Here is a 25,351-nt window from a genome sequence, read left to right as displayed (position 1 = left end):
GGAAGTTAGATCAGAAACCATGTTTGTACTTCAGGTCAAGATTTGTGTGTCCCAAGTCACGCGGAAACCGTGTCAACGCCGTGTTAAACCTGCCCACAAGGGACCTCGACGGCGGCTCAAACTTGACTCCTCGTCTATTCTTGGACGCATCACTTGCGTTGAGGGGGAGTCATGAAGACGCCGGTTCACGAGCAGGGCGACGAGATAGCGATCGTCGGGATGGGGTGCCGGTTCCCCGGCGCCGACGGTGTCGAGGAGTTCTGGCACCTGCTGACCCGCAACACGGACGCCGTCACGGAAGTCCCGGCGGACCGCTTCGACATCGAAGCCGTCTACCACCGGGCCCCGGCCCCGCCCGGCCGGACCGCCTCGCGCCACGGCGGCTTCCTCTCCGGGGCGTTCGACTTCGACGCCCTGTTCTTCGGGATATCGCACGCCGAGGCCCGGGACATGGACCCGCAGCAGCGGCTGCTCCTGCACGTCGCCTGGGAGGCGTTCGAGGACGCCGGCATCCGGCCCTCGGCCCTCGCGGGCACCCGCACCGGCGTCTTCGTCGGCCAGGCCACCGCCGAGTACGGCGAGGTCGGCGCCGACCACGCCGTCTCGGGCATCCGCAGCGCGGCCGGCAGCCGCCTGCGCGCCACCACCGCGGGGCGCGTCTCCTACGCCTTCGACCTGCGCGGCCCCAGCCTCGTCCTCGACACCGCCTGCTCCTCCTCCCTCGTGGCCGTCCACACCGCGCGGCAGAGCCTGTTGGCCGGCGAGAGCGACCTGGCCGTCGCCGGGGGCGTCAGCTTCGTCCTGTCCCCGGCCGACGCCATCGCCTACTCACAGGCCGGCATGCTCGCCCCCGACGGCCGCTGCAAGTTCGCCGACTCCTCCGCCGACGGCTTCGTGCGGAGCGAGGGCGTCGGGGCCGTCGTCCTCAAGCGCCTCGGCGACGCCCGCCGCGACGGCGACCGGGTCCTCGCCGTCCTGCGCGGCAGCGCCGTGGTCAACGACGGGCGCGGCAGCGGCCTGCTCCTCCAGCCCGCCGTCGACGGCCAGGTCGAGACCGCCCGCACCGCCTGGCGCAGCGCCGGGGCCGATCCGGCCGACCTGCGGTACGTCGAGGCGCACGGCACCGGCACGGTCACCGGCGACGGGGTCGAACTGCGCGCGCTCGCCGAGGCCGTGACCGGACACCGGAGGCCCGGGGACCCGCTCCTCATCGGCTCGGTGAAGACCAACATCGGCCATGCGGAGGCCGCCGCCGGCATCGCCGGTCTCATCAAGGCCGTGCTCATCGCCCGCCACGGCCTGATCCCCGCCTCCCTGCACGTCTCCGAGCCCCACGAGATCCTCGCTGCCGAGGGCTCCCCGCTCGCGGTCGTCACGGCCAACCGCCCGCTGCCCGAGGGGGCCGGAGCCGCGCTGATCGGGGTCAGTTCCTTCGGCATCTCGGGCACCAATGCCCATGTCGTCGTGGGCGCGTACGAGCAGGGGAGCGCGGGGCCGGACACGGTTCGGGCCGAGCCCGCTGCCGAGCACGTTGTCGAGTCCGCTGCCGATCACGCGGCCGAACCCGCCTTCACCCGGGACGGGTCCGGCCCGGACGGCCCGCAACTGCTCGTCCTCTCCGCCCGGTCGCACGCCTCGCTGCTCGCGCTGACCCGGGCGTACGCCGCGCACCTGGGCCCCACCGGGCCCGGACACGACGTACCCCTGCCGGACCTGTGCGCGGCCGCCGCCCTGCGCCGGGACGCCCACCCGTACCGGCTGTGGGCCGTGGCCGACACGCACGAGGAGCTCGCCGCCACCCTGACCGCGCTCGCCGAGGGCCGGGAAGTCCCGGGCGCGGGCATCGCCGAGGCGGGCTTCTCCCCGCGCCCCACCGTCTTCGTCTTCCCCGGGCAGGGCTCCCAGTGGCCCCTGATGGGCCGCGGCCTGCTGGCCGCCTCGCCCGCCTTCGCGGCCGCCATGGCCGCCTGCGACGAGGTGGTCCGCGCCGAACTGGGCTGGTCCCCGCTCGCCTGGCTGGAGCGCGACGAACTGCCCACGGAGATCGACGTGGTCCAGCCGCTGCTCTGGTCCATGGAAGTCGCGCTCGCCGCGACCTGGCGGTCCATGGGCGTCGCACCGGACCTCTGCATCGGCCACAGCATGGGCGAGGCCGCCGCCGCACAGGTCGCGGGCGCGCTCTCCCTCGCCGACGCGGCGGCCGTCATCTGCCGCCGCAGCCGGCTGATGAAGCGCCTCGCCGGGCAGGGCGCCATGCTCGCCGTCGAACTCTCCGCCGAGGAAGCGCGGGAGGCCGCCGCCCCGCACGGGGAAGCGGTCTGCGTGGCCGCGGAGAACGCACCCCTCGGTACCGTCCTGGCCGGCGACGCCGAGGCCCTGCGGCAGATAGGCGAGGAGCTCACGGCGCGCGGGGTCTTCAGCCGCCCCGTCCGCGTGGACGTCGCCTCGCACTCGCCCGCCATGGACGCCCTGCGCGAGGAACTGCCCGACGCGCTGCGCTCGCTGACCCCCACCGCGCCGCACACCGCCATGATCTCCACCACCCGGCGCACCCGGGTCACCGGGCCCGAGCTCGACCCGGCGTACTGGATGGACAACCTGCGGATGCCCGTCCGGTTCGTCGACACCGTCCGGGCCGTCCTGAAGGCGGACACCCCCGTGTTCGTCGAGATCAGCCCGCACCCCCTGCTCGTCGGCGCCCTGGAGCAGACCCAGGAGGAGGCCGGATCGCAGGGCGGGGCCGTACCCTCGCTGCGGCGCGGGCAGGACGAACGGACCGCGCTGGTCCAGGCCCTCGGGCAGGTGTACGCGCACGGAGGCCGGGTGGAGTGGGAGCGGTGGTTCGGAGCCGCCCCCGAGGACGTGCCGCTGCCCCGCTACACCTGGGACACCCGGGAGTTCCGGCTGGCCCGGCGGCCGGAGCCAGCGGCGCCGCCCGCCCGGCCCGTCCCCTTCGTACACGAGACGGCGCTCAGCGCCCGGGGCTCGGGCGAGTGGGGGAACGCGGTGTCCGTGCGCGGTCTGACACCGGTGCCGCCGGTGGTCTACCTCGCGGCGGCCCTGGACGCGGGGCGGGCGCTGACCGCCGCCCCCGGCCTGGAGCTTCTGGACGCCCGACTGGGTGACACGTACGTGGACGCGGGCGACGCGGCCGGTCTCACGCTGCGCACCACCGTCCTGCCCGCGCCCGACGGCGGGGAGTGGGAGGTCCGCGTCGAGGTCTTCGGCGAGGGGACGGCCGCCGTGGAGTGCCTGCGGGCCCGGCTGCGGGCGACGGAGCCGGAGGACGACGGGTCGGACGCGGGCGGGGAGGGCTCCGACGGGGCCGCCCGGGTGGACGCCGCACTGGAGCGGTGCACGCGGTTCCACCGGGCCGCGGCCTTCCGCGAACTGGCTGCGGACCGCGGCTACACGATCGACCCGCGTTTCGAGGGCGTACGCCGGCTGTGGACCGGGGAGGCGGAGGCCATCGCCCGCATGACGGCGCCGGACGTTCCGCATCCCGCGTCGCTGGAGTCGGTATTCCAGCCATTGCTCGCCGCCCTGCCCGCGGAGCTGCGGCTGCCGGTCTCCTTCGACCGGGTCCGGCTCCCGGACCGGCTCGACGGGGAGTTCTGGAGCATCGCCCGCAGCACGCCCGCCGCGGACCGGGCCGATGTGGACGTCGTGTCCGCCGACGGGCGCAGGATCGCGCTCTTCGAGGGGATCCGGCTGCGCGCGGCGGGCCCGGCCGGGGCCCCCGCGAGCGCCCTGCGCTCCGGCGCGGGCGCGCTGCTGTCCGCGCTCGCGGGGCTGGCGGGGGAGGCCGCCGCGTGGCTGGCCCCCGAGCCGCGGGGCGCCGTACGCCCCCGGGCCCAGGCACCCGCGCCGACGCCCGCCGCGCCCCCGGCACCGGTACCCGGGCAGCCGGCTCCGGCGGCGCGGCCGACGCAGGCCGGGCTCACGGTGGAGGCCGGGCTCACGGTGGAGGCTTTCACGTCACACGCCGCCGTGGTGCTCGGCATGCCCGCCGACCTGCTCGACTCCAGGAGGCCGCTGCGCGATTTCGGGCTCGACTCCCTGATGGCGACGCGGCTGCGCCGACGGGTGCGGGAGGACCACGGCGTGGACATCACGGCCGACCGGCTCCTCGGTGGGGCGAGTGTGGCGGAGGTGGTGCGGGATTCGGCCGGATGACGAGGTCAGGGGAGTGTAGGGGCATTGCCAGAAACGTTGACCGCAATCTAAAGTTAATTGGGAGTCAATATACGGGCAGTACATGCCGACCTGCTGAACGGAATAGCGCGATGGACCCACTCCCCTCCACGGCCCCCCGTACCCCTCCGGGGCGTCGCGAACGGAACAAGCAGAAAGTCCGGGAGAGTGTCTACACCTCGGCCCTCGCCCTGTTCGCCGAACAGGGCTACGACAAGACCACGATCGACGAGATCGCCGAGCGTGCCGATGTCGCCCGCGGGACTTTCTTCAACTATTTCTCCCGCAAGGAAGACCTCATCACCGCATGGGGTGAACAGCGCCGACACAAGCTGCGGGAGCGTCTGGAGATGGTGGAGCCGCATCGCGGCGGAAGCGTGGCCTCCCAGCTGGAACGGTGCATGGCCGCACTGGCCGACATCAACGAGGAGGAACGCGAAGTGGCGGGGGCGATGCTGGCCGCCTGGGTGAAGGCAGGTCGCCCGCTCCTCGAAGAGCCCTTCGCGGCCGAGATATTCGCCGGAATTCTCCAGACCGGGCGCGCGGTGGGCGAGATTTCACCGGAGGTGGACCCGCAGCGAGTGGGAAACGTGCTGCGCGACGTCTACCTGGGTGTGCTTTACCGCTGGTCCCGCGAGGCTGATCCGGACATTTCCCTCCATGACGAACTACACGGAGTACTCGGTATCTTTCTCCACGGAATTGTCGCGGCGAAACGGTAGGGGTGCGCCATGGTGGGAGCGAGAGCGGGGTCGGGTCCGCACGGGCGGCCGGTGCGGCGGGTGGCCCTCGCCACCGACGGGTTCGGCCGCGAGCAGGACGCGGAACTGCCGCTGCTGGTGGCCGCGCTGCGCGAGCGCGGCATCGACGCGGCCGCGGTCGGCTGGGACGAGGCCGGGTACGACTGGTCCGCGCAGGACGCCGTGATCATCCGCTCGACCTGGGAGTACACGGGCCGGCTGGCGGAGTTCCTGGCGTGGGCCGACCGGGTCGGCGCGGTGACCGCCCTGCACAGCCCCGCCCGGGTGGTGCGCTGGAACAGCGACAAGACGTACCTCGCGGAACTCGCCGCCCGCGGGGTCCCGACCGTGCCGACCCGGTTCATCGCCCCCGGCGAAGACGTCCGGCTGCCGGAGCGCGGTGAGATCGTGGTCAAGCCGTCGGTCTCGGCCGGTGCCCGCAACAGCGCCCGGTACACCGAGGAGCAGCGGGACGCGGCCGAGGCGCACGTACGGCTGCTGCAGGGGAGCGGCGAGACCGCGATGGTCCAGCCGTACATGGAGCGGATCGTCGACGGCGAACGCGCGCTGGTCTTCCTGGGCGGGGAGTTCAGCCACGCCATGCGCAAGGGGCCGGTGCTCACGGACACGGGGCGCGTGGACAACGAGCGCGTACCGCACCCGGACCTGGTCGTACACGTCCCCGACGAGGCCGAACGGGCCGTGGCCGAGGCGGCGTTGGCCGTGCTGGGGACCGCCGTGGGGCCCGCGGCGGGCAACCCGCTGCTGTACGCGCGGGTCGACCTCGCGCTGGCCGGGGACGGCTCACCGGTCGTGATGGAGCTGGAGCTGATCGAGCCGAACCTGTTCCTGACGACGGCCGAGGGCGCCGTCCAGCGCTTCGTGGAGGCCGTCGCCAGGCTGTGACCACCGGGCGGCGACCATCCGGGTACGGATCAGGTCGCCGCCCCGGGTGCGGCGTTGGGTCCCCGGATGGCCACCAGCGGTACTGCGGCCAGGGCGATGCAGAGCAGGCCGACGGCCACCGTGGCGGCTCAGTAGCGGCTGTTCATCGCGGTGCGCACCTCCGCGAGGGTGGTGTCGGCGACGGCGTTGGCCCGCGCGTTGCCCTCCCGGAGCACCCGGCGCAGGTACCCCCGGTCCGCGGCGAACTCGGCGCGCCGCGCCCGGATCGGGGCCAGGCGCTCGTTGACGGCCTCGGTGACGTACTTCTTGAGGGCCGCCGAGCCCGCCGCGCCGATCTCCTCGGCGATGGCGCCCGGGTCCCGGTCCTGGCACAGTGCGGCCAGCAGGAGCAGGGAGGAGACCTCGGGGCGGGCTTCGGGGTCGTAGGTGATGTGCCGTTCGGAGTCGGTCTTCGCGCCGCGCAGCAGCCGGGCGGTCTCGTCGGCGTCGGTGGCCAGGGCGATGGCGTTGCCCCGGCTCTTGCTCATCTTGCCGCCGTCCGTGCCCAGGAGCAGCGGGGCGGCGGAGAGGAGGGCGTCGGGTTCGCGGAAGACCGGGGTCCCGTGGCCGTAACGGTCGTTGAAGCGGCGGGCGATGGTGCGGGTCAGTTCGAGGTGGGGGAGCTGGTCCTGCCCGACGGGGACGAGGTTGGCCTTGCAGAAGAGGATGTCGGCGGCCTGGTGGGCGGGGTAGGTGAACATCAGCCCGCTGACGGAGGACTGGCGCGAGTGGGCGATCTCGTCCTTGACGGTGGGGTTGCGGTTCAGCTCGGCGACCGAGACCAGGCTGAGGAAGGGCAGCAGCAGTTGGTTGAGCGCCGGGACCGCGCTGTGGGTGAAGATCGTGGACCGGTCCGGGTCGATGCCGATCGCGAGGTAGTCGAGGACGAGGTCCTCGACGTGCTCGGTGAGGTTGTCGGCGATGTCGCGATCGGTGAGGACCTGGTAGTCGGCGACGACCACGAACGTCTCCACGCCCAGGTTCTGGAGGCGGACCCGGTTGTGGAGGGTGCCGAAGTAGTGCCCGAGATGGAGGCGGCCGGTCGGCCGGTCCCCGGTCAGGATGCGGAACCTGCCCGGATCGCGGCGGATCTCCTGCTCCAGGACGGCGCTGCGCGCCCGGGCCGTGGACGTGCCCAGGGCGTCGGGGGCGGTGTGCGGTTCGGTGCCGTTGGTGTTGGTGTTGGTGTTGGCGTTGGCGTTGGCAGGGCTGGCGGTGCTCGTGGTGTTCACGGGGTCTCCTGAAAGGTCGACGCCACCCCGAGGACGGCCGTCCACACCTGCTCCAGGGACACGAAAGGGCCGCCCATCAGGGCGGCCCGGGTCATGCGTGATGTGGTGGCCACCCTCAGAGGGGGCGCCACCAGTTCAGGCACGAGGAAAGATGCATACGGCGATCATACCGTGTGCCGGGTTCCGAGCCCGGCACATTCCCGGTCGGGCCGCTCCAGTGCCGCGTCGTGCACGATCAGGGCCACCTGGACCCGGTTCGTCACTTCCAGCATGGCCAGGATGCTCGACACGTGGGCCTTGACCGTGGGTACGCCCATGTAGAGCCGCGCGGCGATCTCGGCGTTGGTGCGCCCCTCTCCGACGGCGAGCGCCACCGCGTACTCCCGTCCGCCCAACCGCTCCAGCCGGGCCCGCGCCGCCGTCCGGGCGTCGGTGACCGCGCGGACGATGACGTCGACTCCGCTATCGGCCTCGCCGCTGACCTCGACGTGGACGGCGGCGCTGGGCGCGTGCTTGCGTGCGTTGGTCAAGGCCTCCTGGACGATGCGGTACACCGTGCGGCCCGCGAGGTCGGGGACGCCGCCCGGGTCCTCGACCCGTACGTCGAGAAGGACCCGCATTCCGGCGGCGCGGGGCTCCCGAGCGCGGCACTGGCCCTCCTGTGCTTCTGGTGGACGCGCCGCCGGCTCACCTGACGATGCCACTCGTCGGCGTCGGCGTCGGCGTCGGCGTCGGCGTCGGCGTCGCCCCGGAGGGAAGGGCTACCTCTGGGGTATGACACGGCGCACCCAAAGTCCTACTTTGCTCCTAAGAGTGCCGTGTGTCCGCCGTCATACGGTGAGGTACATGAACAGGACGGCGGGACAGGGCGGACGTGGCGGCAACGGATGCGCGTGGATGGCGGTGGGGGCGGCCCTGGTCGTCATCGCGGGAATCGCCGTCGTCGGGAGCGACATGACCTGGCTCAAGAAGGCGGTCGGCGGGGCCGGCTGGTCCCTGACGTACGAGGCCAAGGGCGCCGACGGCAAGACCTCGCAGGCGCGGGAGATCTTCTACGGCCGGAGCCCCGACCGGTACAAGAACGGGGTCTCCACCGAACAGGTCGGTCCCGTCGCGCTGCCGTGGACGCAGGAGACGGTGATCAACGTCGGGGAGAAGGCCCGGGTCGAGGTCCGGCCCGAGAAGGGCGGCGTCGCCACGTGCCGGATCCTCCTCGACGGCGTCCGCGAGGTCGCCTCGGGCACCTCGCCCGCCCCGGGGGAACCGGCGGTGTGCGAGGTCGTCACCAGCTCCGTCCCGGAGAAGTGGGACGCGAAGTAGTTGCGGATGACGCGACGGAAGGTGCTGGGATGATCCCCGTGAACCCCGAAACGAACCCCGAAACGAACCGCGAAATGAACCCCGAAGCCTTCCGCGACGCCCCCCTGTCCATCGGCGAGGTCGCCGAGCTGACCTCCCTCACGCCCCGGGCCATCCGCCACTACCACGAGCTCGGCCTGGTCCCCGAGCCCGAGCGCGACGGCGCCGGCAACCGGGCCTACCGCATGGAACAGATCACCAGGCTGCTGTGGGTCCGGCGGATGGCCGCCGTCGGGCTGAGCCTGGACGCCGTCCGCGAGGCCGCAGAGGCGACCGATGACCAGGGGATCCAGCCCCTGCTCGACGAGCTGGAGCGCACCCTCGCCGCCAAGGAGGAGGAACTGCGCGGGCAGCGGGCCGCGCTGGCCCGGCTGCGCGAGTTCGGCGCCGCCACCGGCCTCCTCGCCCCCGAGGTGGCCGCCGCGCACCGGGCCGCCGGGCTCCAGGCCCCCGGCAGGCAGGAGCAGGAGTTCCTGCTCCTCCTCGAAGCCACGCACGGCCCCGGTGTCGTACTCGGTCAGGTGCGGGCCGACGCCTTCCTGGAAGGCCGCCCGGACCTCAAGGAGGCGGGCCTGCGGCTGGCCGCGGGCTTCGAGGAGCTGGCCGACGCCGATGTCGACGACCCGCGCGTCGAGCGGTACGCCCGCGAGATGGCGGAACACGCCGCGGAGGTCGAAGCCGCCGAGCGGGAGGCCGGTGTAGTGCTGGACGAGCCCGACCTCGGCGAGGTCGACGAACGCGTCCTCGCGCTCGGGGCCCGGGCCATGGGCTCGGCCTCCGACCAGCCGTCGCCGGCGCAGCACCGGGCCATCGAGCGCTATCTGGAACTGTCGATGGCGGACGCCATGCCGGTGAGGCCTGACCGTGCAGGTCAGGCAGGGGCGTAGCCGCGCTCGCGCACGAGCTCCTCGGCGAGTCGGGCGAAGGCGCGGGCGGCCGCCGGCTGGTACGCGCTCTCGCGGCGCAGCAGGACCACGGTGCGCGGGGGAAGGGCCGGGTCCAGGGGGACGGGGACCAGGTGGGGGTGGTCGTCGGTGACGGCGTCGGGCAGCACGGTGGCCAGCGCGGTGCGCCGGACGATCTCGGTGAGGGCCTGGACGGAGTTGGCCTCGACGGCGATGCGCGGCAGCACCCGGTGGGCGGCGAGGTAGGCGTCGATGTGCGCCCGTGTCGCGAAGTCGCCGCTGAGCAGGGCCAGGTGATGCTCCGCCAGATCCCGTACGGACAGCGTATCCCGGGGACCGCCCTCGGGCGGGCGGGCGGCGGTGACCAGGCCGAGGGTCTCGGTGAACAGTGCGGTGGTGCCGATCCCGGGCAGGTGCGCGCCGTGGAAGGCGATGCCGAGGTCGAGTTCGTCGGCCAGCAGGCCCGCCTCGATGCGGTCCTGCGTCAGCTCCCTCACGTCCAGGGTGATGCCGGGGTGGCGGGAATGGAGCTCCGCGACCAGCGGTCCGACGAGGTACGCGGTGAAGGTCGGGGTGATCGCCAGGCGCAGATGGCCCCTGGCGAGGTCGGCGACGTCGAGAACGGCCCGCTCGGCTGCCGCCAGGTCCCGTAGGGCCCGCCGGGCGTAGTGCGCGTAGGTTTCACCGGCGTCGGTGAGGCGTACGGTCCGCCCCGTGCGGTCCAGCAGCTGTACGCCGACCGTCCGTTCCAGCTGTTTGACCTGTTGGGACAGGGTGGGCTGGGAGATGCGCAGCTCCTCGGCGGCGCGGGTGAAGCTGCCGTGCTCGGCGACGGCGAGCAGATAGCGCAGGTGACGCAGTTCCGGAGCCATGGCATCACTATAGGCGCGGCTATAGATGAGACCAATGGCAGGTATGGACATTACGTCTTGGACGCTATGAGTGCAGGTCATGCATGGTGGATCTCGTCAGCCCCACGGGGCCGACAACCACCGAAGGGAGTGACCATGCACGACCTCACCGAGGGCGTCACGCGGTTCCGGCGCGACGTCTACCCGGCCAAGGCGGAGCTCTTCGCCCACCTGGCCGCGACCCATCGGCCGACGACCCTGTTCATCAGCTGCTCCGACGCCCGCGTGGTGCCCGAGCTGATCACCCAGAGCGAGCCGGGCGAGCTGTTCGTCATCCGCACCGCCGGCAACCTCGTCCCTGCCCGCACCGCCGGCCCGGACGGTGTCGCGGCCAGCATCGAGTACGCCGTGGCGGTCCTCGGCGTCACCGACATCGTCGTGTGCGGGCACTCCGCCTGCGGTGCGATGACCGCCCTCGCCGAGCGCCACGACCTGAGCGCCGCCCCCGCCATCGCCGACTGGCTGCGCCACGCGGCCCCCGGCAGCGGCGCGCGGCAGGCCGACGTGGACGCCCTCATACGCGAGAACGTCCTCGCCCAGCTGGCGAACCTGGCCACCCACCCGGCGGTGACCCGCGCCCTGGCGGCCGAGGCCGTCACCCTGCACGCCTGGGTCTACGACATCCCCACCGGCACCGTCGAGGAACTCGGCACGGCCGCCGCCCGCCGGCCCGTCCTGGCGGTCTGAACCCACCGCTCCCTCGCTCCACCCCTACGAAAGGAAGCACTCCCATGCTGCACGCCCAGTTCGCCCCCGCCGCCCGTCAGACCCTGGCCGACACGGCCGTCGAGGCCAAGATCCGCAAGGACCTGTCCTGGCAGCAGATCGCCGACGCCGCCGGCCTGTCCGTCGCGTTCGTCACCGCCGCCGTCCTCGGCCAGCACCCGCTGCCCGAGGCCGCCGCGAAGGCCGTCGCCGACATCCTGGGCCTGGACGCCGACGCGGCGCTGCTGCTCCAGACCATCCCGACCCGCGGTTCCACGGACGGAGCCACCCCCACCGACCCCACCATCTACCGCTTCCACGAGATGCTCCAGGTCTACGGCACGACCCTCAAGGCCCTCGTGCACGAGCAGTTCGGCGACGGCATCATCAGCGCGATCAACTTCAAGCTCGACGTGAAGAAGGTCGCCGACCCCGAGGGCGGCGAGCGCGCGGTCATCACGCTCGACGGCAAGTACCTCCCGACCAGGCCGTTCTGACCGCCTCTACCGCCCCTACCGCCGCTACCACCGCCCCGTCACGATGTGAAGAAACGGCCGGGATGCTGAACACTTGTCCCTCATGAGCGAACAGCACAGCAGCCAGGTGAAGGCCGGCCCGGGCGGGGCGATGACCGACGAGGTCGGCGTCATCACCGGCGACCTCACGGTCACCACCACGGCCGGCCCGGAGGGACTGGCCCGGATCGACGTCCAGTACACGGGCGCGGACGAGTGGTACACGCTGACGGGAAGCCCCGTACCCGTGCCGGCCGCGGGCGTCGCCGAGCTGCACGAGCGGGTCCTGGACGCGGTCAGGGCCGGAGGCGGGGCCGAGGCGCCCGCCGCGTGACGGCAGGCGGTCTCCCCGTCCGGGGCCGCGCCCTGTACCGGGACTCCACCGGCTTGGTCTTCGGTGGCCGTCATGACCACACACCGATCGGCCGCCCGACGACCCGGCATGTCACGTTTCCCGTACGTGCCGGGTCAGAGGGGCATGACTTCCAAGACGATCGCCCTCGCCCTCCCGCTCGCCGCCGTCCTGGTGGCCGGGGTCGCGACCACGCCCGCCGCCGCGCAGACGGCGCCCTGGCGCAGTGCCTGGGGCACTTCGCACCAGGCCCCCGAGCACACCGACTGGTACCCGAACTGGTCCGAGGCGGGCTTCTCCAACCACTCCGTACGCCAGGTGATCCGCGTCGGCGCCGCGGGCTCCGAACTGCGCGTACGGCTCTCCAACGCGTACGGCACCGCCCCGCTGCGGCTGACCGGCGCCAGCGTCGCCCGGAGTGCCGACGGGGCCGCCGTGAAGCCGGAGAGCGTACGCACGCTCCGCTTCAACGGGTCCGGCGCAGTGACGATCCCCGCAGGCCGGGAGCTGTCGAGCGACGCGCTCGACCTGCCCGTCACCGCTCTCGAACAGCTCACCGTCACCCTCTACTTCGAGGGCCCCACCGGCCCCGCCACCTTCCACAACTCCGCCATCACCACCACCTACCGCGCCACCGGCAACCACCTGCGGGACGCCTCTGCGGACGCCTTCGGCGAGCAGAGCTACTCCTGGTACTACCTGGCCGGCATCGATGTGAAGAGCAGCGGCCCGGCGGGCCGCCGCGGCGCGGTCGTCGCGTTCGGCGACTCCCTCACCGACGGCTTCGGCTCGACCCCCGGCGCCGACCGCCGCTACACCGACGCCCTCACCGGCCGCTTCGCGGCCACCGGCCGCCCCCGCGCCGTACTCAACGCGGGCATCAGCGGCAACAAGCTCCTGGCCGACACCTGCTACGGCGAAAGCGGCGTCGACCGCTTCCGCCGGGACGCCCTGGCCCGCCCGGACGTGCGCACGGTGATCGTCCTGGAGGGCACCAACGACATCATCCAGCCCGACCGGCCCGCCGACCGCTGCAACGACCCCGAGCAGAAGGCCACCGCACAGGAGATCATCGCCGGGCACCGGCAACTGATCCGCGAGGCCCACAGCCGCGGCATCAGGATCCTCGGCACCACCCTCCCGCCGTACCGGTCCGAGGACGCCGCCCACTGGACCGAGCGCGGCGAGGGCGTGCGTACCGCCGTCAACGACTGGATCCGTACCAGCGGCGCCTACGACGGCGTCGTCGACCTGGACCGCGCCGTGGCCGATCCGGCCGACCCGCGGAAGATACGTCCGGAGTACGCCGCCCCCGACTACCTCCACCTCAACGACGCCGGGTACAAGGCGATGGCCGACACCGTCGACCTGAACACCCTCTGAGCCCCACGCCCCCGGGGCCGCCGAGCACAAGACCGGCGACTCCGGGGGCCACTGCGGCGAACTGGTCCCGGCCGCGACCGGGAGGCCGCACAATCGGGGTGTGACCGATGATCCTTTTCTGTGGCTCGAAGACGTTGACGGTGCGGACGCGCTGGCCTGGGTGGCGGAGCGCAACGCCGAGACCCGCGCGGCGCTGACGGAAGGCCCCGGCTTCCGTGCGCTGCAGACCGAGCTGCGGGAGGTGCTCGACGACACCGGCCGCATCCCCTACACCACCCGCCGGGGCGAGTTCCTCTACAGCTTCTGGCGGGACGCCGGGCATCCGAAGGGGGTCTGGCGCCGCACGACGCTCGACCGGTACCGCGAGGACGACCCGGAGTGGGAGGTCCTCCTCGACGTCGACGCCCTCGCGGCGGGCGAAGGGGAGGGCTGGGTGTGGGCCGGGGCGGCCGTGCGGTACCCCGACTACGGGCGGGCCCTGGTGCGGCTGTCGCGGGACGGCTCGGACGCCGTCTGCGTCCGCGAGTTCGACCTCGGCACGAAGGCGTTCGTGGAGGACGGGTTCCGGCTCCCCGAGGCGAAGACGAACGTCGGCTGGATCGACGAGGACCACGTCTTCCTCGGGACCGACTTCGGGCCCGGGACGATGACCGACTCCGGCTACCCGCGCACCGTACGCCGCTGGCGGCGCGGCACCGCGCCGGAGCAGGCGGAGCTCGTCTTCGAGGCGGCGGCCGGGGACGTGTCCGCCTTCGGCTGGCACGATGCGACCCCCGGTTTCGAGCGGAGCTTCGTCGGCTGCCGCCCGACCTTCTTCACCACCGAGGTCTTCCTCCTCTCGGACACCGACGGAACCGGCGGAACCGACGGGGCCGGCGGACGGGTGCGGCTGGTGAAGGTGGACGTGCCGGCCGACGCCGATGTGGACGCCTGGCGGGAGTGGCTGCTGGTGACGCTGCGGACGCCGTGGCTGGGGCAGCCGGCCGGATCGCTCCTCGCGTTCGACTTCGACGGCTTCCTGGCGGGGGAGCGCAGCCCGCAGGTGCTCTTCGTGCCGGACGCGCACACCGCGCTGGCCGGGTTCTCCCCGACCCGGCGCCACCTGATCCTCAACACCTTCGCGGACGTGTCCACCCGCATGGAGGTCCTGACCCCCGGCCCGGACGGGTGGGCGCGCCGGCCGCTGGCCGACGTCCCCCCGCTGGCCTGCGCGACCGTCACCGACACCGATGCCGACGTGAGCGACGAGTACTTCCTCGACGTCGACTCCTACCTGCGGCCCTCGACGCTCTACCGCGGCGAGATCGGCGCGGACGCGGAGATCCTGAAGTCCGCGCCCGCCCACTTCGACGCCACCGGGCTGTCGGTCCGGCAGTACTTCGCCACCTCGCCGGACGGCACCGCAGTGCCGTACTTCGTCGTCGGCCCCGACCCCGCCGCAGCCCCGGACGGCGAGTGCGACCCCGGCCCCACGCTGCTCTACGGGTACGGCGGCTTCGAGGTCTCCATGGTCCCGTCCTACAGCGGGGTCACCGGCCGGGCCTGGCTCGGCCGCGGCGGAACGTACGTCGTGGCCAACATCCGCGGCGGCGGGGAGTACGGTCCGCGCTGGCACCAGGCCGCCCTCGGAGCGGACCGGGTGCTCGCGTTCGAGGACTTCGCCGCGGTCGCGGCCGACCTGATCGCCCGCGGCATCACCACCCCGAGCCGGCTGGGCATCGCCGGCGGCAGCAACGGCGGGCTCCTCATGGGCGCCATGCTCACCCGCTACCCGGAGCTGTTCGGCGCGATCGTCGTGCACGTGCCGCTGCTGGACATGCTGCGCTTCCACCGGCTCCTCGCGGGCGCCTCCTGGATGGCCGAGTACGGCGATCCGGACAGCGAGGCCGACCGCCCGCACCTCGCCGAGTACTCGCCGTACCACAATCTGGCCGCCGGTCAGATGTACCCGCCGGTGCTGCTGACGACCTCGACCCGCGACGACCGGGTCCACCCCGGCCATGCCCGCAAGACGGCCGCCCGCCTGCGGGAGCTGGGCCACCCGGTCCTCTTCCACGAACACACCGGCGGCGGCCACGCCGGCGCCACGGACAACGAACAGAGTGCCTTCAACCAGGCGCTGACCCACACCTTCCTGTGGCGGCACCTCGGCGGGCGGGCCACCTGACGGACCGGGCGGAGGTCAGCCCACGGCCAGCAGCTGCGGGCGCTTCGCGGTGCGGCCGTCACCGGAGGACCGGCCGCGCAGCCGGCGTCCGAGCCAGGGGCCGAGGAACCCGGCCACCCAGCGCAGCTCGGCCGCGGCGGCCTGCGGTCCCGTCGGGACCGCCCGGGGCGGCAGGGGGAGGGTCCAGGAGTCGTCGCTCCCGGGCAGCCCGATGGCCTCGGCGACGGCCGCGGCGATGCGCGCGTGTCCCAGGGGGCTGGCGTGGAGCCGGTCGGAGGTCCACATCCGCGGATCGGTGGCGATCGGCTCCAGGGCGGTTTCGGCGACCACGACCCCGTGCCGGGCGGCGGCCGCGCGGAGCTGCTCGTTGAAGTCGAGCACGCGGGACCGGAGCGGCCGTGCGAGCGGCGCGATCTTCCCCACGTCGGGGAAGGTCACGGTCGCCACGCGTGCCCCGGCGGTCGTGAGCGCGGCGAACATCTCCTCCACGTGCCCGACCGCCTCCGCGGCGTCGAACCGCGGCCGCAGCAGGTCGTTGACCCCGGCGACCACGGTGGCGAGGTCGGGGCGCAGGGCGAGTGCGGGCGCCAGCTGCTCGGCGCGGATCTGGCCGGCGAGCCGGCCCCGTACGGCGAGGTTGGCGTACTGGACCCCCGGGCCGGCGGCCGCGAGGTGCTCGGCGAGCCGGTCGGCGAATCCCCGCAGGCCCGCGGTGTCGTCCCCGTCGCCGACTCCTTCGGTCTGGCTGTCGCCCAGGGCGACGTAGCGCAGGTACTCACCGTTCGGCATGGGTCGTCTGCCTTTCTCTCAGAACCGCCGCGATCCGCAGGCACCAGTCCAGGTGTTCCTGCTCGAAGGCCAGGCCGCGCAGGCCCGTCAGGTACGGGCCGATCCGCTCGCCGTGGCGCAGGAACTCCTCCTCGTCCGCGTCGCCGCGCATCTGCCGCAGCAGCTTGCCGAGGAGCTCGATCTTGCCCGCGGACGCGGACGCCCGCTCCTCCAGCTGCTCGATCACCGGCGCGGTGCCGATGAGGTCGGCGGACTGGACCTTGACGAGGAGGTCGTCGCGGATGAACGAGGGCTTCGAAGAGGCCGTCGCGAACGCCTCCAGCTCGGCCCGGCCGGCGTCGGTGACGTGGAACAGGCGCTTGTTGGGCCGGGTCTCCTGCACCACCTGGCGACCTGCGACGAGCCCCTCCTTCTCCAGCTTGGCCAGCTCGGCGTACAGCTGCTGGGGCAGGGCGTGCCAGAAGTTCGCGACGCCGATGTCGAACGCCTTCGCGAGCTGGTACCCGCTGTACTCGCCGTCGAGCAGTGCCGCGAGCACGGCATGTCTCAAGGCCATCGCAACCGCCCCTTCCCTTTCCTCGTACGCTCCTGCATCCTACTCAAAAAACTGACTAGTCACATCATTGAGTAAGCAAGAACGTGAGTAAGCAAGCACCCGACTGCCTGGAGGGCCCATGGAGACTGCCGAACGGTTCCGCGCCGCCGTCGAGAAGCGCGACCTCTCCGTGCTGGACGCGCTGTTCACCGAGGACATCCGCTTCTACAGCCCGGTGAAGTTCACCCCGTTCGAGGGCAAGCCGATGGTGCTGGGCCTCTTCGGCGTCCTGGTGCGCGTCTTCGAGGACCTCCGCTACGTCGGGCACTTCGAGGGGGCGGCCGAGACCAGCGCGGACGGGGCGCAGGCCCCGTCGGCGATCCTGCCGTTCCGCGCCACCGTGGACGGCAGGCAGATCCACGGGATCGACATGCTCCAGTTCGACGAGGCGGGCCGCGTCAAGGAGTTCACGGTGATGGTCCGCCCCCAGTCCGCCGTGCACGCCCTGGGCCAGGCGGTACTCGCCGGCCTGGTCGCCGCCGGCCTCGCCCCCGCTCCCGAGGGCGGCGAGCAGGTCGGCGCCCTGGGACCCGGAAGCGGCCGTACGACCTGACGGCTCCGGCCGTCCGCGGGAGAGCGGGAGAGGGAGTGGCGACGGCCCGCGTCAGGACGCGCGGGCCTTCTCCAGTAGCTCCGGGTAGGGCGTCTGGGCCGTAGAGCCGCGCACCTGTGTGAGTCCGTACCGGTCGAAGGCCTTTTCGTTCGCGTTGGGGAACAGGGGGTCGAAGGCTATGCGCTTGCCGGGAGGCGACACGTCCACGACGATGCGCGGCCAATCACCGCTGGACACCCTCCACAGCGTGATGAGCTGGCGACCGCGGGTCACGTTCAGGATTTCGCTGCTGTTCGAGATCTGGGACCGGTACCTGTACGTGGCGCCGAGGGGATCGCCCTTCTCGGCCTCCCTCTTGATCTTCTCGCCCCCGGCCAGGGAACGTGCGTAGGCGCTGGTCATCGTCATCCGGTCCTTCCTGATGACGTACACCTCGGTCTGGGCCCTGATCGCTTCGTAGTTGAGCGTTTCGGGGTTCTTGATCTCGACGACCGCATCCTGTGTGACCACTTCCCCCGGGTTCAGTACGCGGCCCGGCGTGATGAACTCGCCATCGAAGATCAATTTGAAATTCTCGGGCTTGGTGTCGGCGCTGCTGCTCGCGGGCCCGCCGTGGATCCAGTAGATGCTGCCGAGGACGTAGACGGGGACCTGGCCGGAGTTCCTCACGGACAGACGGACCGTCGCGTACATCTGTTTCTTCGCCTTGTCCAGGCTCGACTCCTTGAACTCGGCTCCGCTCAGTATCAGCGGGGTCCGCACGTAGGGGACGTAGACCAGTGAATAGGCGAGGTTGGAGCCGGCGAGGAGGAAGGAGATGATCGCTCCGATCGCGATCTTCCTGGGGTTGCGGAGTCCCTTCCAGGCCTTGCACCGGATGAGTCTGTACAGGGCCACCGACGACCAGGCGAGGAGGATCATCCCGGCCAGCGTGTAATCGTTGAATTGCTCGCCGATCTGCAGTACCAGCAGGATGACGCTGCAGAGGAAAGCGATCACGACTCCGGCCAGAACGGCCACACCGGAGTAACGGATGCGCCGCTTGCGCCAATAGTCGAAAACGGCCAAGGCGGCGATCAATTCGACCACGGCCGCGGCGAGGATGGTGACTCCCGCGATCCGTCCGCCATAGGTCAGGGCATTGCCGCTGTCGGCCTGTCCGATCTTGAAGAGCGGACAGGCGGTCGCGAGGAGGCCCGCGGCCATGAAGCAGGCTTCCGTCCGCCGCTGCCACGCCCGGTCCGGCCAGGTGGTGCCGTCCGCACCGAGCCAACGGATTTCCTGCCCGTCCGGCAGGTCGGCACGGCGCAGGATCCTTCGCAGTTCCCCGGGGGACCGCGCCTTGCCCACGGGCTTGCCGTTGATCAGGACCTTCCGCAAGCCGAGACCGTCGGGCGCCCCCACGGTTACCTCGGGCGTGTTCGCCATGACTCCAGCCTGCCCCTCGCCGGCGGGAGGCGCCTCTGGAGCACGCACCCGCGAGCGGGGCCCGGCGCCGCCCGCGTCGCCCGGCGCCGCCCGCGTCGCCCGGCGCCGCCCCGGCGCCAGGGTGCGCTCCACGTGGCCAGGGGCGAAGCTGGTGTCGACGTGCTGGTGTCGCTCATCCCCATAGGAGCTCCCATGCGTGCACGACTTCTCGGGTTCGCAGCTGCCGTGGTACTGGCCGCCCTTGGCGTCATCGGCCCCGTCGCGCAGGCTGCCGTACCCGCCATCGACGGACCGACGTGCGTGGCAGACAAGGTCGGAAAGGTGGAGTACGACTCCAGCACCGGCCTGTGGACCTGCATCGGAGGCAAGTACGACGGCGAACCCATCGACTGACGCAGAACCGCGGAATCTTTTTCTCGCTCGCCCGTCACATCCGCGCGCTCCGTTCCGTCAGTGCGGTGGATGACGAGATCCGGCCGGTGCGACAGGCACCGGCGGCTCACGACACGAGAGATGGAAGAGAAGCGCATGAACGCCCGTATGAAGAACCCCGCGATGGTCCTGCCCGACGCCATGAAGGGAATCCAGAACCTCTACAAGGCCATGTACCAGGGCGGGGTGTCCCAGGAGCTCATGGAGCTCGTCCACCTGCGCGCGAGCCAGATCAACGGCTGCAGCGCCTGCGTGTTCGCGGGAGTGGAGAACGCCAAGAAGGCCGGCGAGACCGACGAGCGCCTCCACGCGGTGGCCGCCTGGCGCGAGGCGCCGTTCTTCACGGACGCCGAGCGCGCCGCCCTGGCGCTGACGGAGTCCGCCACCCGGCTCGCCGACCGCACCGGCCAGGCCGTGCCGGACGCGATCTGGGACGACGCGGCCGACCACTTCGACGAGCAGGGGCTCGCGGCCATCATCCTCATGATCGCCACGACCAACTTCTTCAACCGGCTCAACGCCACCATCCAGGAGCCCGCCGGCGCGTCCTGGAGCTGATGCCGCGCCGCCGCCGGACCGAGGGCCGCCCTGTGGGCGGGCGAGTGCACGCGCCCGCCCAGGTGGCCGACCTGTGAGTGAGCTGTACAGTTCCGCTGACCTGACGGCGGCATTGGGACAGTCGTACATTCATAGGAGATGGGTCCGGGGATGAGAGCGCGCACTTCAGCCGGACAGCCATCCGCGCTCCCGGCGGCGACCCCGGCACGGGACGGCGCTCCCGGCGGAGCCCCAGGGTCCCGCCTGGCCGTCCTGGACGGCGTCCGGATCCTCGCCGCGCTCGCCGTGCTCCTCTACCACTACGTGGTCCTGTCGAGGGACTGGGGCGTACCGAACACCGAGGTCTTCCCGGTCTCCCACCGGCTCGCCGTCTACGGCTGGCTGGGCGTGGAGATCTTCTTCATGGTCAGCGGTTTCGTCATATGCATGAGCGCCTGGGGCCGCACCGTGGGCGACTTCGCGGTGTCCCGGGTCTCCCGCCTCTTCCCCGCCTACTGGGTCGCCGTGGCCTTCACCTCCGCCGTGCTGTTCACCTGGCCCGAGGTGCGCGGCGTCACGAGCCTGACCGACGTGGTGGTGAACCTGTCGATGCTCCAGGGCGGCATCGGCGTCCCGCACATGGACGACGCGTACTGGACGCTCTTCGCCGAGCTGAAGTTCTACGTGCTCTTCGCCCTCGTCGTGATGCGCGGCACGACCTATCGCAACTGCGTGCTGTTCTGCGGGATCTGGACCCTCGCGGGAATCGTCGCCCCCACCGCCGACAGCGGTGTGCTGTCCTTCTTCGCGATCCCGCCCTTCTCCCCGTACTTCACGGCCGGAATCGCCTTCTACCTGATGCGCCGGTTCGGGCCGAACGCCGTCCTGTGGGCCGTGGTCGGCGTCCAGTTCCTCCTCGCGCAGCACTACGTGAACTCGCGCATGATCTCCAACCTCGGCCCCGGCGTCACCGCCGAGACGCCCGCCTGGCCCGCCCACGTGACCATCGCCCTGGGCTTCCTGCTCATGGCGGGCATAGCGCTCGGTACGTTCGACGGCATCCGATGGCGCTGGCTCCCGCATGCCGGAGCGGTCACGTACCCCTTCTACCTGATGCACATGATGGCCGGGCTGACCCTCATCCACCGCTTCCGCGACGACGTGGCACCCGTCCCCCTGGTCCTCGGCGTGACCGCCGGGATGGTGCTGCTCGCCTGGACCGTGCACCGGCTGATCGAACGCCCGCTGGGACGCGCACTGCGCGACGGCCTGCGCCGCGGGGTCCAGGACATCCGGTCGCAGACCCCCGCGCGGCCGACCCTGGCCCGCCTCCCCGCGCAGCCGTCCGCCCCCGAGGCCGAACGGATCACCTCCGTCAACAGCGGCTAGGTTGGGCGGATGTCCACACCGCCAGTGATCCTCCTGCTCTCCGGAAGCCTGCGCGCCGGGTCCTCCAACGAGTCCGTGCTGCGCACCGCGCAGGCCGTCGCGCCACCGGGCGTGCGCACCGTCCGCTACGACGGCCTGGCGCGGCTCCCGCACTTCAACCCCGACCACGACACCGATCCGCTGCCCGCGGACGTGGCCGAGTTGCGTACGGCCATCGCGGCCGCGGCCGCGGTCCTGATCTGCACGCCGGAGTACGCGGGCACCCTGCCCGGCTCCTTCAAGAACCTGCTCGACTGGACCGTCGGCGGGACCGAGATCTGCGACAAGCCCGCGGCCTGGGTGAACGCGGCCGCCCCGGGGCGCGGCCAGGGCGCCGAGGACACCCTGCGAACGGTGCTGGGCTACACCGGCGCCGACATCGTGGAACCGGCCTGCGTACGGATCCCCGTGGACCGCGGCATGCTGGACGCCGACGGCGTCATCACCGACACGGAGGCGCGGGAGCAACTCGGCACGGCGCTCGAAGCCCTGATCCGCCGCCGCCGCGCGGACTCCTGACCCATCCGGGCAGGCGGCCGGCCGGGAGGCCGTGTCGCAGGGGCGCCCCGCGGCGGGGAAGGGCCGATAGTGGGGCTGTGAGCGACTGGTCGCAGAACCCCGGGCACACCGGGCCCGGAGAGAAGCCCGCCTGGTCCGGGCGCGAGGGTGCGCAGGCCTTCGCGGCGGTGGAGGCGGCCACGGACTGGCTGCTCGGGTACCCCTTCGTCTTCCGGGAGCTGTCCCGCCGGATCGGCGCCCGAGGGGTCCTGGTGGACTACGGATGCGGCCCGGGCAAGGTCGCCGACCAGGCCGCCCGCCGGCTGGGGGCGCGGGTGCTGGGGGTGGACACGTCCCCCGAGATGCTGGCCCTCGCGCGTGCCTCGGGCACGGCCGTGGCGGAGTACCACCTGGTCGAGGACGGGCGGGTGACCGGCCTGCCCGACGGCTGTGCGGACGCGGTGATGTGCAACCACGTGCTCGCGTCCCTCCCGACCGAGGAGGCCGTGCTCGGGGTGTTGGCGGAGATCCGCCGACTGCTGCGCCCGGACGCCCCGCTCGTGCTGCTGACCACCGACCCCGCGTGCAGCGGTACGGAGTACGCCTCGCTGCGGATCGGTGAAGCCGGGGAGGCGTACGCGCCGGGGGAGCTCGTCACCGTACGGCTGCGGCGCACCGACGGGTCCTGGCAGGAGATGAGCAACCACGCCTGGCCCGTGGGCCTTTACCCGACACTGCTGGAGCGCGCCGGCTTCCGGGACATCGTCCAGCACCGCCCCACCGTGGCCGAGGCCCTCGGTCTCGCCGACCCCGGCCTCGCCCGCGGTCGCCCCTGGTCGGCGGAGCGCGAGCGTCCGCCGCTGGTGATCACCACGGCGTCGGCGGTCTGACCGAACTCGGATTCCCGTACCGTGATATCGCGCCACGGGCCTTGTGGTGGCCGCCTCCGGGCAGGCACGCTCGGGGTATGAACACGGCTAGGCACGCCAGTGAACAGCTGATGAGTTGGTCCGCGCTCAGCGAAGGCCGGCCGCCCTGCGGCGCGGGACTCGGACTGAACGCCGGTTCGCAGGAGATCGTCCACTTCCACGGCGAACACGAGGCCGATGTCCACCTCACCCTGGCGATGATCGGGAAACTCCGGCCCGCCCTCGACCGGTCCACCGCCGTCCGGCTGCGCTCCGGATCGGAATGGGTGACCGTACGCCTCGACATCGGCTCCGACATCGACCTGCTGGCCACCCTCGTCAGCGCCGCTCTCCAGGCCGCCGCGGGCGGCGAGGACCGGGGACCGGATCCCTGCACCCGGTACCCGAGGTACCCGAGTACGCAGGGCGGCGCCGGCACCGGTGCCCCCGCCCGCCCGTGGTGGGCCACGGAGCGGACGGGGGCGGCCGGGAGGCCGGGCGGTACCGGTCCGTCAGCCGGTGGGGAAGTTGTCGGCCGTGCGGATGCGGTCACGGATCCACACGCCGGCCTGCTTGAGTGAGGAGGTGCCGGCGAAGGGGCCGCCGGCGTCGCAGGTGCCTTCCTTGAAGACCGCGCCCGAGCGGTTGTCGTCGGAGTAGTTCCAGTTGGTCCAGCTGATCTTCTTGGCGGCCATCAGGTCGAGGTACTTCTGCGTCTGGGCGAAGTCGTTGGCCCCTTCGCCCGCGTAGTCCTGGGTGCCGAACTCGGTGACGAACACGGGTATCCGGTCGGCGGCGCGGGATAGCGCATCGAGGTACTCCGCCTTGTGGGAGGCGGCGTAGAAGTGGAACGTGTACATGATGTTGGAGGCGTTCACCTGGTTGTTGACCACCTCGGCCTCGGTTCCGTCCTCGGAGACGCCGAGGGAGGACCAGGCGCGGGTACCGACCAGGACCGGGGCGTTGGAGTCGATGTTCCGGATGACCGGGATGATCTGCTCCGCGTAGGTCTTGATCTTTGACCAGCTGACACCGTTGGGCTCGTTCGCGATCTCGTACAGGACGTTGTTGCGGTCCTTGTGGCGGTTCGCGATCTCGGTGAAGAAGGTCTTGGCGCGCGCGGCGTTGTACTGCGGGTCACCGGGGTCGAGCATGTGCCAGTCGACGATCACGTACATGCCCCGCTTGCTCGCCTCGTCGATGAACTTGTGGGCGAGGTCGGTGAACTTCCTGGGGTTCGACTCGTAGCCCTCCTCCTGCACGTAGGTGGAGATGCGCAGGACGTCGGCGTTCCAGTCCTTGGCGAGGGCGTCGAGGGAGCCGCTGGTCACGCACTGCGCGTACCACTGGGTGCCGTGGGTGCTCATGCCGCGCAGCTGGATGGGCTTGCCGTACTGGTTGCAGAGCTTCGTACCGCAGACCGTGAGCTGGCCGTTGATCCCGACCGGGGTGGTGCCGGGGGTCGGCGGGGTGGAGCCGGCGTCGACCGCCAGGTGGTCGACGTTGGGGCCGCCGGCGGCAGTGGTGGCGGTGGCCCGGACGGTGTTGGCGCCGGCCTTGAGGGTTGCCGTCAGGGCGGTGGTGGACCAACTGGTCCAGGCCCCGGTGGCGTTGAACGCCTTGGCGGTCTCCACGGCCGTGCCGTTGACCGTGATGGTCATCGGGCGGTTGGCCGTGGTGCCGTTGGCGTAGCGCAGGCTCAGCGTGGCACTGCCCGCCTGGGCGGCGTTGACGGTCCACTCGACGTAACTGCCGGTGGTGTTGTCGTAGTTGACGAACCCGCTGCCGGTGTAGCCGGCGTGGTTGGACTCGGCCGCGCCCTGCGAGATGACGGCGGCCTCCGCCTCGTGGACGAGGGGGGCGGCCGCGGCGGCCGGTGCCGTGCCCGTGCCCGTGGCGGTGGCCGCGGTGGCGAGGCCGACGAGCAGCGCGCCGACGAGCGTTCCGGCTCCGACGAGCGAGCGCGGGCGGATGCGTGGGGGTCTCAAGGTGTCTCCATCCCGTTGACGTTCGAGCAGTCGTAAGGAAAGTTTCCTAACGACATGGAATAGCAGCGTCCGACGGAGGTGCACAAGAGATCCGACAAGCAATCCACATATATGGACGCCGAGTTGATTGCGAGACAGGGATTGACGGGTTGGATGGATGTCAGCACGATGTGACGCGGCCACCGGCACAGGCCGTACGGGAGGCGGTGCGCGGCGTCGACGCCGTCGTCCACCTCGGCGGGATCTCCCTGGAGGACACCTTCGAGGCGGTCCTCCAGGCCAACATCCAGGGCACGTACCACCTCTACGAGGCCGTCCGGCGCGAGGGCGTCCGCCGGGTGGTCTTCGCCGGCAGCAACCACGCCGTCGGCTACGTCCCCCTCACCGCCGGCGCCCCGATCGGCAGCGCGGTCCCGGCCCGCCCGGACACGTACTACGGCCTCTCCAAGGCCTTCGGGAGAACCCCGCCTCGCTGTACGCCGACAAGTACGGGGTGGAGACGGGGCTCAGCCCCGCCGACTGCGCCCGCCTCGTGCACGCCGCCCTCACCGCCCCCGGCGTCGGCCACACCGTCGTCAACGGCATCAGCGCCCACACCCGTGCCTGGTGGGACCTCACCTCGGCCCGCGCCCTCGGCTACGCCCCGCAGGGCGACGCCGAGGCCTACGCCGAGGCGGTCCTCGCCGAACACGGCCCCCTCGACCCGGCCCACCCCGACGCCCGCTGGGTCGGCGGTTCCTCCACCCCGGCCGACCCGCACCGGCCGACGCCCGGGGGCTGAGGCCGC

At 72.0% G+C, this 25,351-nt stretch carries 22 protein-coding genes and 4 pseudogenes; 18 read left to right on the top strand and 8 right to left on the bottom strand.

The genetic code is table 11. The features are described from left to right. Positions 1 to 171: 171 nt before the first annotated feature. From AB0M99_RS21165 to AB0M99_RS21155, 3 genes are all read left to right on the top strand, one after another. Complete coding sequence (locus tag AB0M99_RS21165; protein ID WP_365922566.1) at positions 172 to 4,176, top strand: beta-ketoacyl synthase N-terminal-like domain-containing protein; 4,005 nt, start codon at positions 172 to 174, stop codon at positions 4,174 to 4,176. A 110-nt stretch (positions 4,177 to 4,286) separates the two neighbouring features. After that, positions 4,287 to 4,916 (top strand): TetR/AcrR family transcriptional regulator, encoded by a 630-nt coding sequence (locus tag AB0M99_RS21160; protein ID WP_365922564.1) that lies wholly within the window; start codon positions 4,287 to 4,289, stop codon positions 4,914 to 4,916. 9 nt (positions 4,917 to 4,925) lie between these two features. Beyond that, the gene (locus AB0M99_RS21155) at positions 4,926 to 5,840 is read left to right on the top strand and encodes a hypothetical protein (protein ID WP_365922562.1); all 915 of its coding nucleotides are present in this window, start codon (positions 4,926 to 4,928) and stop codon (positions 5,838 to 5,840) included. Positions 5,841 to 5,968: 128 nt separating this feature from the next. Here AB0M99_RS21155 and trpS read toward each other — a convergent pair whose 3' ends face one another. Together trpS and AB0M99_RS21145 are read right to left on the bottom strand one after the other, a co-directional pair. Next, positions 5,969 to 7,018: a tryptophan--tRNA ligase gene (gene trpS / locus AB0M99_RS21150; RefSeq protein WP_365922689.1), complete on the bottom strand. Its 1,050-nt coding sequence runs from the start codon at positions 7,016 to 7,018 to the stop codon at positions 5,969 to 5,971. A gap of 257 nt (positions 7,019 to 7,275) precedes the next feature. Next, positions 7,276 to 7,527 (bottom strand): annotated as a pseudogene (locus AB0M99_RS21145) (LuxR C-terminal-related transcriptional regulator); the annotation flags it as partial. A gap of 430 nt (positions 7,528 to 7,957) precedes the next feature. Between AB0M99_RS21145 and AB0M99_RS21140 the strand changes: the two are divergent. Together AB0M99_RS21140 and AB0M99_RS21135 are read left to right on the top strand one after the other, a co-directional pair. Beyond that, on the top strand, positions 7,958 to 8,431 hold the full coding sequence (locus AB0M99_RS21140; RefSeq protein ID WP_365922560.1) for a hypothetical protein: 474 nt from the start codon (positions 7,958 to 7,960) through the stop codon (positions 8,429 to 8,431). 74 nt (positions 8,432 to 8,505) lie between these two features. Beyond that, a complete protein-coding gene (locus AB0M99_RS21135; RefSeq protein ID WP_365922558.1) occupies positions 8,506 to 9,357 on the top strand; it encodes a MerR family transcriptional regulator in 852 nt (283 codons plus the stop codon). Here the strand turns inward: AB0M99_RS21135 and cynR are convergent. Beyond that, positions 9,342 to 10,247 carry a transcriptional regulator CynR gene (cynR, locus tag AB0M99_RS21130; RefSeq protein ID WP_365922556.1) on the bottom strand — a complete coding sequence of 302 codons (906 nt, stop codon included), beginning with the start codon at positions 10,245 to 10,247 and terminating at the stop codon, positions 9,342 to 9,344. The two genes, AB0M99_RS21135 and cynR, sit on opposite strands and share 16 nt — an antisense overlap. A 135-nt stretch (positions 10,248 to 10,382) precedes the next feature. On the opposite strand from cynR, the gene AB0M99_RS21125 reads away from it, so the two are divergent. The 5 genes from AB0M99_RS21125 to AB0M99_RS21105 all read left to right on the top strand — a co-directional run bounded on the left by AB0M99_RS21125 (position 10,383) and on the right by AB0M99_RS21105 (position 15,408). Beyond that, positions 10,383 to 10,973, top strand: a complete 591-nt coding sequence (locus AB0M99_RS21125) for a carbonic anhydrase (protein ID WP_365922554.1) — start codon at positions 10,383 to 10,385, stop codon at positions 10,971 to 10,973. Positions 10,974 to 11,017: 44 nt separating this feature from the next. After that, positions 11,018 to 11,488, top strand: a complete 471-nt coding sequence (gene cynS, locus AB0M99_RS21120; protein ID WP_365922552.1) for a cyanase — start codon at positions 11,018 to 11,020, stop codon at positions 11,486 to 11,488. Between the two features lie 82 nt (positions 11,489 to 11,570). Continuing rightward, a complete protein-coding gene (locus AB0M99_RS21115) occupies positions 11,571 to 11,840 on the top strand; it encodes a hypothetical protein (protein WP_365922550.1) in 270 nt (89 codons plus the stop codon). A gap of 144 nt (positions 11,841 to 11,984) precedes the next feature. Next, complete coding sequence (locus tag AB0M99_RS21110) at positions 11,985 to 13,241, top strand: SGNH/GDSL hydrolase family protein (protein WP_365922548.1); 1,257 nt, start codon at positions 11,985 to 11,987, stop codon at positions 13,239 to 13,241. Positions 13,242 to 13,341: 100 nt separating this feature from the next. Continuing rightward, positions 13,342 to 15,408 (top strand): prolyl oligopeptidase family serine peptidase, encoded by a 2,067-nt coding sequence (locus tag AB0M99_RS21105; protein ID WP_365922546.1) that lies wholly within the window; start codon positions 13,342 to 13,344, stop codon positions 15,406 to 15,408. A gap of 15 nt (positions 15,409 to 15,423) precedes the next feature. Here AB0M99_RS21105 and AB0M99_RS21100 read toward each other — a convergent pair whose 3' ends face one another. Next, complete coding sequence (locus AB0M99_RS21100) at positions 15,424 to 16,197, bottom strand: SGNH/GDSL hydrolase family protein (protein ID WP_365922544.1); 774 nt, start codon at positions 16,195 to 16,197, stop codon at positions 15,424 to 15,426. Then, positions 16,184 to 16,753 carry a PadR family transcriptional regulator gene (locus AB0M99_RS21095; RefSeq protein WP_365922542.1) on the bottom strand — a complete coding sequence of 190 codons (570 nt, stop codon included), beginning with the start codon at positions 16,751 to 16,753 and terminating at the stop codon, positions 16,184 to 16,186. The genes AB0M99_RS21100 and AB0M99_RS21095 overlap by 14 nt, the downstream gene beginning before the upstream one ends. 118 nt (positions 16,754 to 16,871) lie before the next feature. Here AB0M99_RS21095 and AB0M99_RS21090 point away from each other — a divergent pair, with 118 nt between their 5' ends. Continuing rightward, positions 16,872 to 17,345, top strand: a complete 474-nt coding sequence (locus AB0M99_RS21090; RefSeq protein WP_365922540.1) for a nuclear transport factor 2 family protein — start codon at positions 16,872 to 16,874, stop codon at positions 17,343 to 17,345. A gap of 51 nt (positions 17,346 to 17,396) precedes the next feature. On the opposite strand, the gene AB0M99_RS21085 is transcribed toward AB0M99_RS21090, so the two are convergent. Beyond that, on the bottom strand, positions 17,397 to 18,905 hold the full coding sequence (locus AB0M99_RS21085) for a hypothetical protein (protein WP_365922538.1): 1,509 nt from the start codon (positions 18,903 to 18,905) through the stop codon (positions 17,397 to 17,399). Between the two features lie 60 nt (positions 18,906 to 18,965). Between AB0M99_RS21085 and AB0M99_RS21080 the strand changes: the two genes are divergently transcribed. The 6 genes from AB0M99_RS21080 to AB0M99_RS21055 all read left to right on the top strand — a co-directional run bounded on the left by AB0M99_RS21080 (position 18,966) and on the right by AB0M99_RS21055 (position 23,157). Further along, on the top strand, positions 18,966 to 19,166 hold the full coding sequence (locus tag AB0M99_RS21080) for a hypothetical protein (RefSeq protein ID WP_365922536.1): 201 nt from the start codon (positions 18,966 to 18,968) through the stop codon (positions 19,164 to 19,166). Positions 19,167 to 19,301: 135 nt separating this feature from the next. Next, a complete protein-coding gene (locus AB0M99_RS21075) occupies positions 19,302 to 19,763 on the top strand; it encodes a carboxymuconolactone decarboxylase family protein (protein WP_365922687.1) in 462 nt (153 codons plus the stop codon). 150 nt (positions 19,764 to 19,913) lie between these two features. Next, complete coding sequence (locus AB0M99_RS21070) at positions 19,914 to 21,131, top strand: acyltransferase (RefSeq protein WP_365922534.1); 1,218 nt, start codon at positions 19,914 to 19,916, stop codon at positions 21,129 to 21,131. 9 nt (positions 21,132 to 21,140) lie between these two features. Then, entirely contained in the window at positions 21,141 to 21,689 is a 549-nt protein-coding gene (locus AB0M99_RS21065) for an NADPH-dependent FMN reductase (RefSeq protein WP_365922532.1), read from the top strand. A 77-nt stretch (positions 21,690 to 21,766) separates the two neighbouring features. Further along, positions 21,767 to 22,558: a class I SAM-dependent methyltransferase gene (locus AB0M99_RS21060; protein ID WP_365922530.1), complete on the top strand. Its 792-nt coding sequence runs from the start codon at positions 21,767 to 21,769 to the stop codon at positions 22,556 to 22,558. Between the two features lie 77 nt (positions 22,559 to 22,635). Next, positions 22,636 to 23,157, top strand: a complete 522-nt coding sequence (locus tag AB0M99_RS21055) for a luciferase family protein (protein ID WP_365922528.1) — start codon at positions 22,636 to 22,638, stop codon at positions 23,155 to 23,157. On the opposite strand, the pseudogene AB0M99_RS21050 reads toward AB0M99_RS21055, so the two are convergent. Together AB0M99_RS21050 and AB0M99_RS21045 are read right to left on the bottom strand one after the other, a co-directional pair. After that, a pseudogene (locus tag AB0M99_RS21050) lies at positions 23,089 to 24,027 on the bottom strand (glycoside hydrolase family 5 protein); the annotation flags it as partial. The gene AB0M99_RS21055 and the pseudogene AB0M99_RS21050 sit on opposite strands and share 69 nt — an antisense overlap. A 45-nt stretch (positions 24,028 to 24,072) precedes the next feature. Then, a pseudogene (locus tag AB0M99_RS21045) lies at positions 24,073 to 24,648 on the bottom strand (CBM35 domain-containing protein); the annotation flags it as partial. A 104-nt stretch (positions 24,649 to 24,752) separates the two neighbouring features. On the opposite strand from AB0M99_RS21045, the pseudogene AB0M99_RS21040 reads away from it, so the two are divergent. Next, positions 24,753 to 25,345 (top strand): annotated as a pseudogene (locus AB0M99_RS21040) (NAD-dependent epimerase/dehydratase family protein); the annotation flags it as partial. Positions 25,346 to 25,351 lie beyond the last annotated feature (6 nt).

The organism is Streptomyces sp. NPDC051183 (assembly GCF_040682455.1).
In the GTDB taxonomy this organism is placed as follows: Bacteria; Actinomycetota; Actinomycetes; order Streptomycetales; family Streptomycetaceae; genus Streptomyces.
Note: the sequence above shows the minus strand (reverse complement) of the source record. Positions and strands in the feature narration are given on the sequence as shown.

Bases quoted from the DNA above. Each gene is read 5' to 3' on its own strand.
- AB0M99_RS21165 (WP_365922566.1), top strand. From the start codon at position 172: ATGAAGACGCCGGTTCACGAGCAGGGCGACGAGATAGCGATCGTCGGG.
- AB0M99_RS21160 (WP_365922564.1), top strand. From the start codon at position 4,287: ATGGACCCACTCCCCTCCACGGCCCCCCGTACCCCTCCGGGGCGTCGC.
- AB0M99_RS21155 (WP_365922562.1), top strand. From the start codon at position 4,926: ATGGTGGGAGCGAGAGCGGGGTCGGGTCCGCACGGGCGGCCGGTGCGG.
- AB0M99_RS21140 (WP_365922560.1), top strand. From the start codon at position 7,958: ATGAACAGGACGGCGGGACAGGGCGGACGTGGCGGCAACGGATGCGCG.
- AB0M99_RS21135 (WP_365922558.1), top strand. From the start codon at position 8,506: ATGAACCCCGAAGCCTTCCGCGACGCCCCCCTGTCCATCGGCGAGGTC.
- cynR (WP_365922556.1), bottom strand. From the start codon at position 10,247: ATGGCTCCGGAACTGCGTCACCTGCGCTATCTGCTCGCCGTCGCCGAG.
- AB0M99_RS21125 (WP_365922554.1), top strand. From the start codon at position 10,383: ATGCACGACCTCACCGAGGGCGTCACGCGGTTCCGGCGCGACGTCTAC.
- cynS (WP_365922552.1), top strand. From the start codon at position 11,018: ATGCTGCACGCCCAGTTCGCCCCCGCCGCCCGTCAGACCCTGGCCGAC.
- AB0M99_RS21115 (WP_365922550.1), top strand. From the start codon at position 11,571: ATGAGCGAACAGCACAGCAGCCAGGTGAAGGCCGGCCCGGGCGGGGCG.
- AB0M99_RS21110 (WP_365922548.1), top strand. From the start codon at position 11,985: ATGACTTCCAAGACGATCGCCCTCGCCCTCCCGCTCGCCGCCGTCCTG.
- AB0M99_RS21100 (WP_365922544.1), bottom strand. From the start codon at position 16,197: ATGCCGAACGGTGAGTACCTGCGCTACGTCGCCCTGGGCGACAGCCAG.
- AB0M99_RS21095 (WP_365922542.1), bottom strand. From the start codon at position 16,753: ATGGCCTTGAGACATGCCGTGCTCGCGGCACTGCTCGACGGCGAGTAC.
- AB0M99_RS21090 (WP_365922540.1), top strand. From the start codon at position 16,872: ATGGAGACTGCCGAACGGTTCCGCGCCGCCGTCGAGAAGCGCGACCTC.
- AB0M99_RS21080 (WP_365922536.1), top strand. From the start codon at position 18,966: ATGCGTGCACGACTTCTCGGGTTCGCAGCTGCCGTGGTACTGGCCGCC.
- AB0M99_RS21075 (WP_365922687.1), top strand. From the start codon at position 19,302: ATGAACGCCCGTATGAAGAACCCCGCGATGGTCCTGCCCGACGCCATG.
- AB0M99_RS21070 (WP_365922534.1), top strand. From the start codon at position 19,914: ATGAGAGCGCGCACTTCAGCCGGACAGCCATCCGCGCTCCCGGCGGCG.
- AB0M99_RS21065 (WP_365922532.1), top strand. From the start codon at position 21,141: ATGTCCACACCGCCAGTGATCCTCCTGCTCTCCGGAAGCCTGCGCGCC.
- AB0M99_RS21055 (WP_365922528.1), top strand. From the start codon at position 22,636: ATGAACACGGCTAGGCACGCCAGTGAACAGCTGATGAGTTGGTCCGCG.